The organism is Aeromonas sp. TW 6, assembly GCF_013168745.1.
GTDB classification, from domain to species: domain Bacteria; phylum Pseudomonadota; class Gammaproteobacteria; order Enterobacterales; family Aeromonadaceae; genus Aeromonas; species Aeromonas caviae.
Map to the genome: position 1 here is coordinate 16,121 of NZ_JABERS010000021.1, position 16,415 is coordinate 32,535.

The window sequence follows — 16,415 nt, forward strand, 5'->3', positions numbered from 1 at the left end:
CTCTTCTTCCACCATCAGCTGGTGACCAGGGTGGCCCGGGTGGGCAGCAGATTGGCCCGGATCTGCTCGCGCAGCCCTCCCAGCCGTTGCAGCAACCCGGCCTGACCGAGCCCCGCTTCGTCAGGAGCCAGATTGTCCACCAGGGCCGGGAAGTGCTCCCGTACCGCCTGCTCCAGCCAGTCGAGACGGCGCAGGGTGAGCGGGCCGCAGCTCTTGCCGCTGAGATCGTCCAGGATGTCGAGCCGATGGCTGCGGTACATGTCGCGCCACCAGTTGGCCGCCAGCGCCTCGTCGCTTGCCAGCGCCGCACTCCACTCCCCCACCAGTCCCTGCATCCGCGCCAGCACGGGGGCGCTCGCCCCCTCCCGCGACAGGTATTGCAACTCTCCCCTGGCCCAGGCGAGGCAGAGCTCGCGCCAGCGGCGAAACAGCGGCAAGGGATCCGCCTCGTCCAGCCAGAGCCCGGAGAGGGTGCGGGTTTCCAGCCGCTCAGGCACGTGGAAGTCGGGATCGGTGAGGCCGTTGGAATTGAACTCGTGCAGGGGATCGAAGGGCCACATGTAGCCAAAATCGAACACCGAGATATGCTGGCCGTCATCCAGCAGGTTGCCCGGGCTCGGATCCCAGTCAAACCAACCCCAGCGGGCCAGCTCCGCCTCCACCGCCAGCATCTGCGCCAGGTTCCGCTCGCAGAGCGTGCGCACCGGCTCCCCCCGCAGCCAAGGGGAGACCAGCACCCCGGCCCGGGCGGAGCCGAAACTGGTGCAGACCACGTTGGAGAGGATGGTGGGGTGCAGCTCCCGCAGGCTCTCTATCTCCCGGCGCCGCTCCAGCTCGGTGAGAAAGGCGGTCTTGCCGTCCACATTGGCCACCAGAGAGTCCTGGCGGCAGCGTTTCAGGCACCAGTGGTGCCCCTCCACCTTGAGATGGAACACCTCGGCGGTGAGCCCGTGACCGTAGACCTTGACGACGTCCGGGTGAGCCTCGGTCAGCCGGACGAGCTGGGGCAGCGGCAGGGGGCAGTCCCGCTCCCGCCCGATCCGGATCTCTTCTTTGCTCTCCAGCATCTGGAGCAATCTGGCCTGACGCGCCGCAACTTTGGGATTCATACATGTACCTCCAACCGTTACTGAGAGACTAAACAGCGCCCCCCTCCCAGACCAGCAGCAAAGGCTCATGATGACGCTTTCATCACAGAATGAGTGCCCCTGGCGGATCGGGATCACAAATTGCTTCACTGTGCTCATCACGGAATATTCATCTTGTTGTCATTAAATTGACATCAAGGAACAAGCCACGCACCATCGGGTCAAAATAGAGGCAGTCGTCGCTGCCATGACCGCTCCAAGGATGAGCCCTTATGAATGCCCCCGTCACCGGCCACCGCCCCGCCTCCCAGCCCCTGGCCGGGCTGTTGCTGGGTCTGCTGACCGCCCTGCTGCTGCTGACCCTCGCCCTGCCGCTGCTCAACCCCGTCAGCTGGCTCGGGCGTGCCGCCCCCCTCATTCTGGGCCCGGCGGATCAGCCCATCGCTACCCTCAATCGCTACAGCCTGCTCTACAAAAGTGACAACCGGGGCTTCTATCTGGTGGTGCGCAGCCAGTGGCAACTGCTCAAACCCCTGCAGGAGGGGGACAGGGTGCGGGTGGAGCTGCTCAACGACAAAGGGGTGCGCATCGATCAGCTGAGCCAGGCGGTGGACAAGCGCCAGAAGTGCCGCAAGGAGCGCTGCACCCTGAGCCTCAACAGCGCCCTGCGCGCCCCCGACGACGCCCTGGACAGCCGCTACCAGCTGCGCATCGGGCTGCTGCTGGCAGACAGGCCGGAGAGCGCCGAATACAGCCAGATCCTCCAGACCCTGCCGGAGCGCGGTTTCAACCTCCTCTACCTGATGACCAGCCTGCTGCTGGTGCTGCTGGTGAGCGCCGCCGTGCTCAAGACCCTGCTGCCGCGGCTGCGCCGAAGCTACCGCGCCCGGGTGGCAGGCAGCCTGCTGCTCGGCAACCTCACCTTCGTGCTGCTGCACGGCTTCGTGGTGTTCAAGCTGGGGGAATTCCTGTTCTGGTCGGGCTTTCGGCCCGAGCACTACTACCTCGCCTGGGGCAGCATGGTGCTGGGCTGGAGCCTCTGCGCCCTCGCAGGCTTCAGCCTCTATATGGGGCTGCTCTTCACCGCCCTCTCGGGCATCGGGCTGCTCGCCAACTTCATGAAGATCGCCATCTACGGGGTGCCGCTGGGGGGGGACGATCTGGGCAACCTGCTGGCCCTGCTGCACATCCTGCTCGATCAGCACCCTGTGGTGCCGGTGCTCGTCGTGCTGGGGCTCCTCTTTCTGGTGTGGCGCTTCGCCCTCTCCCGCTGGATCCTGCGGGGCTTGCTGCGCACCGCCGCCGCCACCGCCGCCTTCTTTGCCCTCTGCGTGTTCGCCACCCAGACCGGCAACAAGCTGCTCGGGGCCAACATCCGCTATGTGGACAGGGCGGTGAACTACCACAGGGACATCATCCGCGCCGGCCCCGGCCTCTACCTGTTCAACCTGGTGGACGAGATGCTGCAAAGCGGCAACGTGTTTCGCTACCCCTTGCAGATCAACGAGCGCACCCCGGAGCTGAGCCTGCCCGCCCAGCCCAGGGCTCCCCGCTTCGATCTGGTGATCGTGCTGCAATACGAGTCGCTCTGGCTTGACTGGCAGGGCCGTCTCTGCGCCCCCGCCCCCACCTTGAACCTGCCCGCCAGCGTGGCCCAATGGCGCAAGACTATCCACTCCCCCACCACAGGCGGCATGACGGTGCTGGCGGAGTTCGAGATGAACACCGGCCTGCCGGTGGGCCTGCTCAAACAGGGGGTGGTGCCCTACTACTACCTCTCGGACAAGGTGCCCGGCCTTGCGCGCAGCGCAGCCCAAAGCGGCTACCAGACCCTGTTCGCCCACCCCTATGTGGAGAAGTTCTGGGGCCGCGCCAAGGCGATCCCGGCCCTCGGCTACCAGGAGCGCTGGTTCGATACCCGCTTCACCGCCCTCGAGCACAAGGGGCTCTACATCTCCGACGATGCCCTCATCGATCACCTGCTCAAACGCAGCAACCAGGACGATCAGCCCCTGTTCGCCTACGCGGTCACCATGCAGGGGCACGGCCCCTTCGACGGGGATCGCTACCGGGCCCAGCAGCGCAGCGGCGCCTGCCCGGATCAGAGCCCGGCGGATACCCAGTTGCTCAACACCTACTACACCGGGGTGGTGGATGCCATGGCCTCCCTGGAGCGGCTGCTCAAGACCCTGGACAGCTCCGGCAAGCGCTACCTGGTGGTGGCCTTCGGGGACCACCAGCCCTTCCTGATGTCGGCCGGCAAGGGCATCCACGGCGCCAAACCGCCACGGGATGCCAGCTACCAGATCCCCATGATGGCCTTCACCCGGGCCGGGGACGGGCTGGATCTCGCCCGCCAGTTCGACCCGGTGCGCCAGCTCTACCAGATGGGCCAAGCCACAAGGCAGCTGCTGGCGGGGGACCTCACCCCTATCCGGGGCCAACCCCTGCTCCACCCGGTGCTCGGGGAGGAGAAAGGCTTCGACCCCTCCCCCCTGGTGCCGCAGATCCGCGCCAGCTTCCGGCCCGATGCATTGCCCTGATCGATTGAGACACTAGGGACACAGATCCTTGCAACACCTTCCGGGGCGATGCCCTGCCCTGATCCGCAGCGAACTAGCAGACGACAAAGAGGTCGCCCGAGCGGCCTCTTTGTCTATGTGCCGATGCAACTATGGCAGGCAGTGCAGTGACTCACTCCCCAAGCCAGGACTCGCACAGGGTGAGGCTCTGGGCATCGAGATCCAGTTCGGCCTCGATGCCAAGGGGCAGGGTCAACATGGGGTGGGTGTGGGCACAGTCATACTCCGCCAGAATGGGGAAGGTCGGCTCCCCCACGACCTCCAGCAGGATGTCGAGGGGCCGCCTGCCGCTGCCCTGGCTGTCGAACAGCTCGTGTTTGCCGAGCACCAGGGCACCGATGCGCTCAAACACCCCGCACAGCTTGAGGTGGGCAAAGGAGCGCTCCACCGTTTCGGCGGTTTTGAGGCTGTCTTCCAGCAGCAGAATGTCGCCCCGCTCGATGGACGGCATAAAGGGGGAACTCCAGATCCCCGCCAGGGTATTGAGGTTGCCGCCAATGAGCCGACCCCGCACCCGGCCAGTGCCCACCGAGATCAGCCGGTTTGGCCAGCACTGCTTGGCCCGGGTCTGATGCTCCCAGTCGAGCCGCTCCTCAGTCCATTGCGTCGGAGTCGGCAACCGGTGGGGCAGGCTGGCACCACCGGCCATGCAAACGGACAGGAAGCCGACCAGGGTCTCGTCCACCAGCGGCGAGAGCTCGCCAAAGGAAGCCACCAGCGCCGGGCCATAGAAGGTCACGAGGCCGGTCTGGGCATAAATGCCGAGCAGCAGGGCCGTTACGTCGGAGTAGCCGATGACTATCTTGGGATCCCGCTTCAGCGCATCAAAATCGAGGTAGGGCAGCAGGGAGTTGGAGTTGCTGCCGCCAATCACCGACATGATTGCTCGCACTTGCGGATCGCGAATGAGGGCATTGAGTTCGTCAGCCCGCGCCGCGATGGAGCCGGAGCGCCAGTGATCCTGTTCGCCGGTCAGGCTGCCCGCCTTGAGTTCGAAGCCCTGCGCCGCCAGATAAGCCTTGGCGCGAGCAAAGCGGTTCGGCGCCCAGGCGGTGGCCGCGCTGGAGGGAGAGAAGAAACCTATGGTGTCGCCGGGGTTGAGCCCCGGCGGTTTGAGTAAGGTCATGGATGCAGCCCTGCCATATGAGTTGAACGCCGCCGGGAGATGCGATCCCGGCGCCAGACTGCATCCTACTGCGGCCTTTGAACGCCCGACAAGGGCGAAGAATCACACTCACAGTGCTCGTTTTTGTTTAGAAAAATTAAATGACTCTCGCTACATGCACATAAAGACTGAACAATGACAACACAGATCGCGCCCTTTTCCCGGCTTTAAGGTGCCTATCACGCGCTGATACATGGCCGCGAGGTCAGTTCCCGCCTCTCCCGACGATATCCCGCCGCCGTTCCCCAATAAAAAAGCCGATCTCGCGATCGGCTTGGGCATTGGCTTCTAACGGCGTGAGCGCAGGCTCACACCACCACGGCGGTGCCGCTGATGCTGACCATCAGCATGCTGCCATTCTGGCCCACTACCTCGTAGTCGATGTCGATGCCCACCACGGCGTTGGCCCCCAGCGCCTGGGCACGCTCTTTGAGCTCCTCGAAGGCGATCTCCCGGGCCCGGGCCAGCTCTTTTTCGTAGGCGCCGGAGCGACCGCCGATGATGTCGCGGATGCCGGCGAACAGATCCTTGAAAATGTTGGCGCCGAGGATGGCTTCGCCCACGACGATGCCGCGGTACTCGCGAATGGTCTTGCCTTCCAGGGTGGGGGTGGTTGAGAGGATCATGAGGTCTCCTGTGAGTTGGGCTGGGTGCGCGAAGCACCGTTGCCGTCATGGTAGCAAGGCGTTGGCCAAAGCATAAGCCCGGCGTGGCCAGGGGCTTCAAGCACAGCGCCCGCCAGGTTCATCAAGGAGCCATCCATAGAGCCTGTGTCGTGCCACTTTCCCCCGCACAGCGACCTTGGGCACCGGTGCTGGGGAGAGGGCTTCCGGGCCGCGATGAAAGCGGGGCCTTGATGATGCAGACACGACGGCAGCTGCACCGGCCCTCTGCGTCTTCGCCCTGAACGGCGGCAGGCGCTGCCAGGAGCGCCCCGCGTCGGCCATAAAAAAAGGAGAGGCAAGCCTCTCCTTTTTGATGTTCGCAGCGGCAGCCGCCATGCACTCAGTGCAGCTTCATGCTCGGGCGCAGCACCCGGTTGATGCGGCCCACCAGCATGATGAGGCCGGTCTTGATGTAGCCGTGCAGGGCCACCTGGTGCATCCGGTAGAGGGAGATGTAGACGATGCGGGCGATGTAGCCCTCCACCATCATGGAGCCCCGCATCAGGTTGCCCATCAGGCTGCCCACGGTGGAGAAGCGGCTCAAGGAGACCAGGGAGCCGTGGTCGTGGTAGCGGTAGGGCTTCATCTCGCCGCCGTTCATCTTGGCCAGGATGTTCTTGAACGCCTGGGTCGCCATCTGGTGGGCGGACTGGGCGCGGGGCGGCACGAACTTGCCGTCCGGCTGCGGGCAGGCGGCGCAGTCGCCGATGACGAAGATATTCTCGTCCCGGGTGGTCTGCAGGGTCTCGTGGACCACCAGCTGGTTGATGCGGTTGGTTTCCAGGCCCGCGATCTCCTTCATGAAGTCCGGCGCCTTGATGCCCGCGGCCCACACCATAAGGTCTGCTTCAATCAGCTCCCCATCCTTGGTGTGCAGGCCCTCGGCGGTGGCCTCGGTGATCATGGTGGCGGTGCGCACGTCCACGCCCAGCTTCACCAGCTCCTGATGGGCGGAGCCGCTGATGCGCTCCGGCAGGGCCGGCAGGATGCGGGGGCCCGCTTCCACCAGGGTCACCTTGAGGCTGTCGGTGGTGAGGTTCTTGAAGCCGTAGGCGTAGAGCTGCTCCACCGCGTTGTAGAGCTCGGCGGAGAGTTCGACGCCGGTGGCGCCGCCGCCGACGATGGCGATCTTCACCTTGTCACCGGGCTGGTATTCGGTGGCGAACTGCAGGAAGCGGTTCATCATGCTGTTGTAGAAGCGGTGCGCCTGGGAGGGGCTGTCCAGGAAGATGCAGTGATCCTTGATGCCCTTGGTGTTGAAGTCGTTGGAGACCGAGCCGATGGCCATCACCAGAATGTCGTAAGCCACTTCCCGCTCGTTGACCACCAGGGCGCCGCTCTCGTCGTGGATGGGGGCCAGCACGATGCGTTTCTCGTCGCGCTTGATGTCGGTCAGGCTGCCGAGCTGGAATTCGAAGCCGTGGTTCTTGGCGTGGGACTGGTAGCTCAGGGCATCGATGCCCGCATCCATGGAGCCGGTGGCCACTTCGTGCAGCAGGGGTTTCCACAGGTGGGTGCGATTGCGATCCACCAGGGTGATCCTGGCCTTGTTCTTCTTGCCCAGCTTGCGGCCCAGGCTGGTCGCAAGCTCGAGACCACCGGCGCCACCGCCTACAACGACAATATTCATCATGATGATTTTCCTTGGTTCCTCAAAACGAAAGGGAGCCATTGGCTCCCTAAAACGAAATCGGTTGACGTGATGGCTCAGGCTTCTTTGAAGGCCTTCATCCGTTGCAGATGGTGCGAGATGTTCTTGAACTTATGGGTCTCGCGCTCATCCCATACGATGTCGTAATAGTTCTTCAATTCACGTTCAGTGTCCCGATTATCGCGGATTTCATCCTGAACGGAAAGGATGCACAGGCAGTTTCCTGAATTTTTATTACGAAATTCGGTTACACACTTGGTGCCGATGTCCTCGTACTCTTCCGGCCTGTCGATCTTGCCCTGCATGTTCTCTTCCGGGTGCAGATTGGGGTTGAAGACCACCTGCTTGATGCCGCACAGAAACCCGATCCGCTCGCTCCAGTAGCCACCCAGGCCCACGCCGCAGATGAGGGGTTTGGGATCGGTGCTCATGTCGAGCTGCTTCTTCACTTCCTTGAGCAGATGGCTCATGTCGTGGCGGGGGTGAACCGTGCTGTAGTGCACGAAACGCACATCATCATCGATAAACTGCAACTGCAGCACTTTTTCATGATTGCCGGGGCTGGTGGCATCAAAGCCATGCAGATAGATGATCATGGACAAGACCTCAAAAACTGTGTCGGTTCTATCGAAACTACCCCAGCGACAGGGCCTTGCGCCACCAAAACATCCCACTTTCTTGCTTTGGATCACGCCCCTTCGGGCCACCAAACCGCGCGTCGGGGCCGCTGTGGCAGCGCCATGCCCCAGCGGGACATGGCGCAAACCGGGTCTGGCGAGGTTAACTGCCGCACTGGGCGAAGCGCGCCACCGCCGCTTCCACCAGGGCCAGGCTCCCCTGCCAGAAGGCGGGTTTTCGAATGTCCTGCCCCAAATGCCGTTCGACCAGTTCTTCGGCGCTCATGCGACCTGTGTCTCGCAGCAGGGTGCGGTAGGCCTTCGCCACCCCCTCCTCCCCTGCGGCCTGGCGGCTCATCAGCTGCTGATAGACCCCGAGGCTGAACAGATAGCCAAAGAGGTAGGGGTAGTTGTAAAAACCGAAGCCCGCGATGGAGAAGTGCGCCTTGGCGGCCCAGAACAGGGGGTGATAACGGTCGAGGCTCTGCTCGTACCAGCGCCCCCAGGCCTCGTCGGTGAGCCCCTTGAGCCGGGCCGACGACACATAGCCCTGCTCGCGCTCGGCCACCAGGGCCCGCTCGAAGTCGAAGCGGGCCGGGATGTTGACCAGGAAGGTGGCGGCGCCATCGGCATCCGCCCAGGCGATGGCCAGACGCTCCTCGGCGCTTCGGGCCTGCTCGTAGAGGGCGCTGCGCACCAGGGTCTCGGCGAAGATGGAGGCGGTCTCCGCCAGGGTCATGGGGTAGCTGCGCTGGCTCATGGGCAAATCGCGGATGAGCCAGTTGTGCCAGGCGTGACCGAGCTCGTGGGCCAGCGTGATGACGTTGTCCATGGTGCCCGCATAGGTGATGAAGACCCGCGGCTCCACCGGCTCGGCAAACTTGGTGCAATAGGCCCCGGTGCGCCGGTTGGGGGTGGGGGCGGCATCAATCCAGCCGCGCTCGGCCATCATGCGGGCAAAGTCCCCCATCTCGGGGTCAAAGCGCGCGAAGGCCAGGGCGATGATGTCGACCGCCTCCTCGAAGGGGATCTCCCGGCGGCTGGCGGCAGGGGGCGGCGCAAAGAGATCCTCCGGCCCCAGCACCTCGAGGCCGAGGTGACCGGCCATCAGCCCCAGGGCCCGCTGGCCCAGATGGCGGGCCTGCCAGGTCTCCGTCATCAGGGTATCCAGGGTCGCCCGCTCGATGTGACTCTGGTGGCAGGAGAGATCCAGGGCATCGAGGCGCCGGTGTTTGCCGCGCTGGCGCGAGAGCTCCAGGCGCCAGCCGTTGAGGGCGTTGAGGATGGCTGCCACCGTCTCCTGCTCCCCTTCCCAGCCGGCGCTGATGGCATCGAAGGCCTCTTTGCGCAGGGCACGATCCGGGTTGGAGAGCAGGTTGCTCGCCTCTGCCAGCCCCATCTCGCGACCCGCGATCACCAGCCTTATCTTGCCCACCAGATCGTTGTAGAGGTTGCCCCAGGCGTGCAGGCCGTCGGTGCCAAGGCCGATGACCAGCTGCTCCGCCTCCACCGGCAGCCGCTGATCCTGCAGGCGACGCTCGTGGCGCAGCCGGTACCCCTCCTCCCCGAGCAGGGGGTCGGCCATCAGTTGCTCAAACTCGGGCGCAGGCAGCCCCAGCATCAGATCTTCGATGGGGGCAAGCGTCTTGAACAGATCCGCATTGAGGGCCCGGGCCCGGGAGGCAACCTGCTTGGCGAGGGGATCCCGGGCGTCCTGGCTCCCCTTGCAGGCGGCCAGCACGGCGATGTTCCAGCCGATGTCGCGAATGCGCCGGGCCCGCAGGCGTACCTCCCTGAGGAAGTCCTGCAAGGCGCCTGGAGTGCGAGGAACCAGGGTCAGTCCCTCGATAAAACCGCTCAGCTCGGCCAGGCTGGCGCGGGCCAGGCTCATGTCCGCCTCGAGGACACAGCTGTCGAGGGAGGGGTAGATGTGATCATTTTGCCACTGCTGTGGATAGACTCGTTGTTGCATCGAACGCTCATCGTCAGGGACGGGCCTGGCCCGTCGTGAAATCCAGGTGGCCAGAGCCACCACCTTCGCGGGCAGGCATCACACCAGCCGCTCGAGGCGCACCACCGCCTCTTCCACATAGCGCAGGCTCTCCTGCCAGAACCCGGGTTCGCGGATGTCGACCCCCAGGTGCTTCTCCACCAGCGCCTCGGCGCTCATGCGGCCGGTATCTCGCAGCAGGGCGCGATAGGCGGGCACAAACTCGCCCCCGGCCCGCGCATGCTGGGCATAGAGCCCCAGGCTGAAGAGATAGCCAAACAGATAGGGGTAGTTGTAAAACCCGGACTCGGCGATGGAGAAGTGACCCTTGCTGGCCCAGAACAGCTCGTCATACTGGCTGAGGGCGTCACCATAGCACTGCTGCTGCGCCGATTTCATCATCTCCCGCATCTGGCTCGCCCCCACGTAACCCGCCTCCCGCGCCGTCACCAGGGCGCGCTCGAAGGCAAAGCGGGCGGGGATGTCGAGAAGCAGGCTCGCGGCCCGCTCCCCGTCCAGCCAGGCGATGGCCCGGCGCGGCTCCACCTTGTCGGTGGCGGCCAGCAGGGCATCGCGCACCAGGATCTCGGCAAAGAGGGAGGCGGTCTCCGCCAGCGTCTTGGGGTAGCCCCGCTGTTCGAAGGGAAGATCCCGCAGCAACCAGCTGTGCCAGGCGTGACCGAGCTCATGGGCCAGGGTGATGACGTTGTCCATGGTCCCCTCGAAGGTGAGGAAGACCCTTGGCTCGGGTGGATCGGCATACTCGGTGCAATAGGCGCCACTTCGCCTGTGCTCGCTCGGGGCGGCATCGATCCACCCCTTGTCGGCCATCATGCGGACAAACGCCCCCATCTCGGGATCGAAGGCGGCAAAGGCCTCCATCACCAGATTCAGCGCCTGCTCGACGCCGAACTTGCCGTGTACGGCCTGGGGCGCCGGGGCAAAGAGATCCCAGGGGGCGAAGTCGGTGATCTGCTGGGCACAGGCCATGGCACGCAAGGCGCGGCGCCCGAGCTCCCTGTGCTCCTCGGCCGCCGCCATCAGGGTCTCCAGGGTCGCGCCCGTGATGTGCTCCTGATGGCAGGTGACCTCGAGGGCATCCAGCCTGCGCCCCTTGCCGCGCTGGCGGCCGAGTTCGTTGCGCCAGCCGTTGATGGCGTTGAGAATGGCGGCCACCGTCTCCTGCTCCGCCTCCCAGGCGTCCTGGATGGCGTGCCAGGCGCTGGCGCGCCGCGCCCTGTCCGGGTGGGCGAGCAGGTTGTCCGCCTGGGCAAGCCCCATGGGCATCCCCTCCACCACCGGCAGCAGCCGCCCCACCAGGTTGTCGTAGAGATCCCCCCACCCCTGCAGGCCGTCCACCGCCAACCCCTCGATGAGCTGCTCGCTCTCGAGCGAAAGCCACTGATCCTGCAGCGCTCTGTCGTGATGGATCTGGTAGGCCAGCTCGAAGAGCTCGGGGTCTTGCAGCAGGGTGCACACCAGTGACTCGGGGGCGCGAACCCAGAACAGGTCCACCGGCTTGCTGCGCTGGGCCAGGGTCGCCTCCAGCTGCTGGCCCCGGGAAAGCAGTACCCGGGCCTCCTCGTCGCGCCCGTTCTGGCTCAGCCGGTTGTAACCATAGACCTGACTGTTCCAGGCCAGGCTCTTCACCCCGTTGGCCTCGCGGCGGATGGCCCGCAGCAGGTGGCGCAGGGCATTGGCATCCGCAACGGGATGGGCGGGATCCGGCAGGTCCGCCAGGAGGGCGTCAAGCCGGGTGAGGGCGCGGGCAGCCTCCTGGAAGGCGGCCTCGATGGCAGGATCGTCGGGGGCGGCATAGATGTGATCATCTCGCCAAACGGGTGGTTTCATGGTTGTCCTTGTCTGTTTGCGTCCATATCGGGTCACCCCGCCTCTGCGGGCGGGTGAAACCGGATAGTACGAAGGGGGCCAGGCACTTGCCTAGCCCCCATTCGAGGCAACCAGCAGAAGAGCGCCCCCGGGTGCGACGGCCCCTGTCGGCCCTCCCCCGACAAGCGACCTATTTGGCGGGCTGAAGCTTGCTCACCAGGGTCATGGCCACCACCAGCACCAGCCCTGCCACCACGCCGGCCAGGGCGCTCAGCAGGGTGGGCGTCACCACGGCCAGTACCCCGCCGACCCCGGGCAGGGCGGCCACCGTGTCCGCCGTCCCTTCGATGAGATGATGGAGGAAGGGCCAGCCATGGACCAGAATGCCGCCGCCGACCATGAACATGGCGATGGTGCCCACCAGGGCAAGCAGGTGCATCAGACGGGGCGCCGTCACCAGCAGCCCCTGCCCCACCGCCCGGCGCACGGCGCCCCCATCGGGCTTTTGCAGCAGGTGCAGACCGATGTCGTCGAGCTTGACGATGAGCCCCACCAGGCCATAGACCCCGACGGTCATCAGCAGGGCGATGCCCGCTACCACGGCGATCTGCAGGCCCAGGCTCGACCCCTGCACGGTGCCGAGGGCGATCACGATGATCTCCGCCGAGAGGATGAAATCGGTGCGAATGGCCCCCTTCACCTTCTGGTGCTCATAGGCCGCCAGATCCTCGGGCACCGGCGCCGCCTGATGCGCCTCTTCCTCGTGGGGCAGGAACTTGTGGACCAGCTTCTCCGCCCCCTCGAAACAGAGGTAGGCCCCCCCCAGCATCAGGAGCGGGGTGATGAGCCAGGGGATAAGAGCACTGATGGCGATGGCGGCAGGCACCAGGATGAGCTTGTTGCGAAACGATCCCTTGGCCACCGCCCACACCACCGGCAGCTCACGCTCGGCCCGCACCCCGGAGACCTGCTCTGCATTGAGGGCGAGATCGTCCCCCAGCACCCCGGCCGTCTTCTTCGCCGCCACCTTGGTCATCAGGGCGACATCATCGAGCACGCTGGCAATATCATCGAGCAGGGTCAACAAACTGGCTCCGGCCATATCTGGCATTCCTTCTATTGAGTGGGACACATCCGGGCTGCCCCGGTCAGGGTGATGAGGGGGTCAGGGGAGCACGGGCCCATCCGGGGATCACCCTTTGGGGCAAAAGATGGCACAGTGTAACGGGAAGCCGCCACGGCGGCAGCCCCCCATGGCAGATCCCCTGCTCCGTTTTCACCTCACGGCCACCGGCCCAAGGAGTTCCCATGCAACCCTGGCAACCTCTGCTCGATTTCTGGTTTGGCGATGACGCAGACGACGCCCCCCGTGCCGCCCGTCAGGCCCCCCTCTGGTGGGGCAAGAGCAGCGAGACCGATGCCCTGCTGGCCTCACGCTTCGGCGAACTGGCGGCCCGTGCCGCAGCGGGCGAGCTCGCCCATTGGGAGGGCGATCCCGCAGGGCGCCTGGCCCTCATCCTGCTGCTGGACCAGCTGCCGCGAAACCTTCACCGCCACACCCCCGCCGCCTTCGCCCAGGACGACAAGGCCAGGGCGCTGTGCCTCAAGGGGCTCACCCTCGGGGTCGACAAGGGGCTCTCGCCGCTGGCCCGGGTCTTCTTCTATCTGCCCCTCGAGCACGCGGAGTCCAGAGAGCAGCAGGCCAGAAGCGTCGCCCTGTTCGAGGCGCTGGCCGACGAGCAGGTCACAGGCCCGGCCCGGGCCACCTTCGAAGGCTTTGCCGACTTTGCCCGGCGCCACCAGGTGATCGTCGATCGCTTTGGCCGCTTCCCCCACCGCAACGCCATCCTGGGCAGGGCGAGCACGGAGGAAGAGGCCGCCTTCCTGCAACAGCCCGGTTCGGGGTTCTGACATAAAAAAATCCCCGCCATGGGCATGGCGGGGAGAGAACAACCGATCCGCGCATCACTGGATGCGATAGCGGGAGATCTGCTGGTGGATATTCTCCGTGGTCACGTTCAGCTCCTCTGCGGCGGCGGAGGTCTCCTCCGCCGTGCTGCTGGTCTGCTGCACCACCTGGGCTATCTGCTCGACCTGGAGGGCGATGGATTCCGCCGCCGAGGTCTGCTCGCGGATGGCCAGGGTGATCTCGCCGACCTGATCCATGACGCGATGGGAGGCCTGGCGGATCTGGGTGATGATGGCCCCGCTTTCCGTCGCCATGGCCACCCCTTGCGCCACCTTCTCCTCCACCAGGACCATTCTGGCCACCGTGGCCTCGGACCCTTGCTGGATAGCCTCCACCGTCCTTGAGATCTCCTGGGTCGACTGGGCAGTCCGCTCCGCCAGCTTGCGCACCTCGTCGGCGACCACCGCAAAGCCGCGTCCCTGCTCACCGGCCCGCGCCGCCTCGATGGCGGCGTTGAGCGCCAGCAGGTTGGTCTGCCCCGCCACATCGTTGATGACGTTCACCACCCCACCGATGCGGGAGATCCCCTCCCCCAGCGCCGTCACATCGCGGGAGGCCTGACGAATGGCGTCGGCGATGTCGTTGATGGCGAGCACAGTGCGCTCTATGGTGGCCCCGCCGTCACTGGCGAGCTTGCCGGATTCATTGGTGATGCGGCTGGTCTCCTGGGTGCGCTGGGAGATGTCAGTGATGCTCACGCTCATCTCCTCCACTCCGGCGGCGATAAGGCTGGTGGCGTCATTGGCCTGACTCGCCGACTCCGCCATGTGCTGGGCCGCCTGGGAGAGGAACTCTGCCGTGCTCTTGATTTGCAGGCTGCCCACCGAGAACTCGGTGAAGGTCTGCTGCAAGGTGTCCAGCAGGCGGTTGACCGCCGTCAGCGTCTGGCCGATCTCGTCCTGCTGGCTCACATTGGCCCGCAGGGTGAAGTTCAGGTCGCGCTGGATCTCGGACAGGGTCGCCATGGCCAGACGGAGGGGATTGGCGACCTGCCTGAACAGCCAGAGAAAGAGCACCAGCGTGAGGGCTCCCGTGCCCACCGAGATGAACAACAGGGCCTGCATGCTGCTATCGGCATTCTGCTCGCCTCGCAGCTTGACGGCGTCACCTTGCTGGATGTTGAAGTGGACGTGCTTGTCGATGGCCTGGGAAAGCTGCTCAAACAAGGGGGCAAGCGCCTTGTCGATCGCCTCTCTGGCCTCCACATTCTTGTTCTCGCGGGACAGGCGCAGGACGTCTTCAGAGGCCTTGCCGTACTGGGCAACCAGGCGCCGATCATCGGCGACGAGCTGCCTGTCCTCCTCATTGGAGATCATCCCGCTTTCATACTGGCTCAGCAGGGCGTCCATCTTGGTGTGAAGGGATGCAATGCTCTGCTCTATCTGACTCATCTTGCCGTCGTCGGTGTTGAGCACGTGCGCCTGGATCAATGAATGCAGGGCGTAGAAGTCTGTTTCTATCTCCTTGATCGTGGAAATGCTGGGGACTGTGTTGTCTGTTACATAGCTGAGATCCGCATTGGCGGAGGAGAGTCTGCTGATACTGAACCAGCTGAGGCACCCCAGGGCCAGCATGACCAGCAGGGCAATGAGTTGAAGCCGACGAGCGATATTCATGAGTGCTTACTCCATCCATAGACTCCCTGCCAGTGTAGCCGATGCGGGCCCCGAAAATAGCGCCTAAAACATGCATTTCATTACACTTTTCAACTTCTGCTCGGCCGCGTCACACCCGCCGCCCCAACCCGGCCTTCGGGACCGCCGCCCCCCTCTGGCAGAATGGAAAAAGGAAGGCATTCGCCTTCCTTTTTTGCCCGGGGCGGCCGCACTGGCCGCCCATGTGCCCCGTGACGGGGCGCTCGCCGGTCACGCCGCCTCGGCCAGCTCCTCCTCTTTTTTCTGGTAGGCCTGGGGGGAGAGCCCCAGCAGCTCCTGCACGGTGGAGGCCACCGTGATGGAGGAGAGCGTCCCCACCAGGATGCCCGCGAACAGGGTGAAGGAGAAGCCGTAGAGGGCGTCGCCGCCGAACAGGAGCAGGGCCCCCACGGTGAAGAGGGTGGTGCCCGAGGTGATCATGGTGCGGCTGAAGGTGGCCTTGATGGCCACGTCCGAGCACTCGTGGATCCCCATACGGGTACGCGACCCCAGCAAGTCCCGCAGCCGGTCCGAGATGACGATGCTGTCGTTGAGGGAGTAGCCTATCACCGCCATCAGGCCCGCGATGACGTTGAGGTCGAACTCGATGTCAAAGAGCGCGAGCAGCCCGATGGCCACCAGACCGTCGTGCAACACCGACACCAGGATGCCGATGGCCTGGCGCCACTCGAAGCGCACCGCCAGGTAGGCGGAGATGGCGAGCGAGGCCACCAGCACCGCCAGCATCCCCTGCTGGAACAGCTCCGCGCCCACCTGGGGCCCGACGATGGTGGTGCGCAAGAGCTCCACCGGCAGGGCGAGTTGCTGCCCCAGCATGGTCGCCAGATCCTCCGCCGCCCAGGGCAGCGCGTGGGGGGGCAGCTTGATGAGCCACTCGCCGGGCACACCGGCGCCGTGCAGCTCCACCACCCCCGCCAGGGGCGCCGTCAGCAGGGCGTTGAGCTCATGGGCCTCCTTCAGGGTCTGGATGCGAAACTCCAGCAGGATCCCGCCGGTGAAATCGAGCCCGAGGGCGAGCCCTTTTGTCGCAAGGACGGCCACGCAGGCCAGGGTCAGCAGCACGGAGGCCCACAGCCCGATATAGCGCCAGCGGGTCAGCCCCATGGCCAGGATCATTCTCAGCATTGTTCTTCCCTCGACGTCAGGTGGTTCAGACTTCCCGGCAGGAAGCGGTCGGTGCGCAGGTCATACAGACTCACGGGT

General features: G+C 65.0%; 12 protein-coding genes. 2 read left to right on the forward strand and 10 right to left on the reverse strand.

Going from position 1 to position 16,415, the window contains the following annotated elements:
* Positions 1–14: 14 nt before the first annotated feature.
* On the reverse strand, positions 15–1,109 hold the full coding sequence (locus HKD46_RS11910) for a hypothetical protein (protein WP_161470427.1): 1,095 nt from the start codon (positions 1,107–1,109) through the stop codon (positions 15–17).
* A gap of 251 nt (positions 1,110–1,360) precedes the next feature.
* Between HKD46_RS11910 and HKD46_RS11915 the strand changes: the two genes are divergently transcribed.
* Positions 1,361–3,631: an LTA synthase family protein gene (locus HKD46_RS11915; protein ID WP_171865457.1), complete on the forward strand. Its 2,271-nt coding sequence runs from the start codon at positions 1,361–1,363 to the stop codon at positions 3,629–3,631.
* Positions 3,632–3,782: 151 nt separating this feature from the next.
* Here the strand turns inward: HKD46_RS11915 and HKD46_RS11920 are convergent, their stop codons facing one another.
* From HKD46_RS11920 to HKD46_RS11950, 7 genes are all read right to left on the reverse strand, one after another.
* Positions 3,783–4,796, reverse strand: coding sequence for a S66 peptidase family protein (locus tag HKD46_RS11920; RefSeq protein WP_171865458.1), 1,014 nt, complete (start codon positions 4,794–4,796; stop codon positions 3,783–3,785).
* A gap of 347 nt (positions 4,797–5,143) precedes the next feature.
* Complete coding sequence (locus HKD46_RS11925; RefSeq protein WP_124244354.1) at positions 5,144–5,461, reverse strand: heavy metal-binding domain-containing protein; 318 nt, start codon at positions 5,459–5,461, stop codon at positions 5,144–5,146.
* Between the two features lie 379 nt (positions 5,462–5,840).
* Positions 5,841–7,133, reverse strand: a complete 1,293-nt coding sequence (locus tag HKD46_RS11930) for an NAD(P)/FAD-dependent oxidoreductase (RefSeq protein WP_041212859.1) — start codon at positions 7,131–7,133, stop codon at positions 5,841–5,843.
* A 74-nt stretch (positions 7,134–7,207) separates the two neighbouring features.
* Positions 7,208–7,747, reverse strand: a complete 540-nt coding sequence (ycfP, locus tag HKD46_RS11935; protein ID WP_005331594.1) for an alpha/beta hydrolase YcfP — start codon at positions 7,745–7,747, stop codon at positions 7,208–7,210.
* Positions 7,748–7,931: 184 nt separating this feature from the next.
* Positions 7,932–9,740, reverse strand: coding sequence for a M3 family oligoendopeptidase (locus tag HKD46_RS11940; protein WP_161470746.1), 1,809 nt, complete (start codon positions 9,738–9,740; stop codon positions 7,932–7,934).
* Between the two features lie 78 nt (positions 9,741–9,818).
* On the reverse strand, positions 9,819–11,609 hold the full coding sequence (locus tag HKD46_RS11945; protein ID WP_139700305.1) for a M3 family oligoendopeptidase: 1,791 nt from the start codon (positions 11,607–11,609) through the stop codon (positions 9,819–9,821).
* A gap of 169 nt (positions 11,610–11,778) precedes the next feature.
* Positions 11,779–12,690 (reverse strand): DUF808 domain-containing protein, encoded by a 912-nt coding sequence (locus HKD46_RS11950; protein WP_139700307.1) that lies wholly within the window; start codon positions 12,688–12,690, stop codon positions 11,779–11,781.
* Between the two features lie 206 nt (positions 12,691–12,896).
* Between HKD46_RS11950 and HKD46_RS11955 the strand changes: the two genes are divergently transcribed.
* Positions 12,897–13,499 carry a DUF924 family protein gene (locus HKD46_RS11955; RefSeq protein WP_139700309.1) on the forward strand — a complete coding sequence of 201 codons (603 nt, stop codon included), beginning with the start codon at positions 12,897–12,899 and terminating at the stop codon, positions 13,497–13,499.
* A 54-nt stretch (positions 13,500–13,553) separates the two neighbouring features.
* Here the strand turns inward: HKD46_RS11955 and HKD46_RS11960 are convergent, their stop codons facing one another.
* Positions 13,554–15,173: a methyl-accepting chemotaxis protein gene (locus HKD46_RS11960; protein WP_171865459.1), complete on the reverse strand. Its 1,620-nt coding sequence runs from the start codon at positions 15,171–15,173 to the stop codon at positions 13,554–13,556.
* A 249-nt stretch (positions 15,174–15,422) separates the two neighbouring features.
* Complete coding sequence (gene secF / locus HKD46_RS11965; protein ID WP_029314368.1) at positions 15,423–16,337, reverse strand: protein translocase subunit SecF; 915 nt, start codon at positions 16,335–16,337, stop codon at positions 15,423–15,425.
* Between the last annotated feature and the right edge of the window lie 78 nt (positions 16,338–16,415).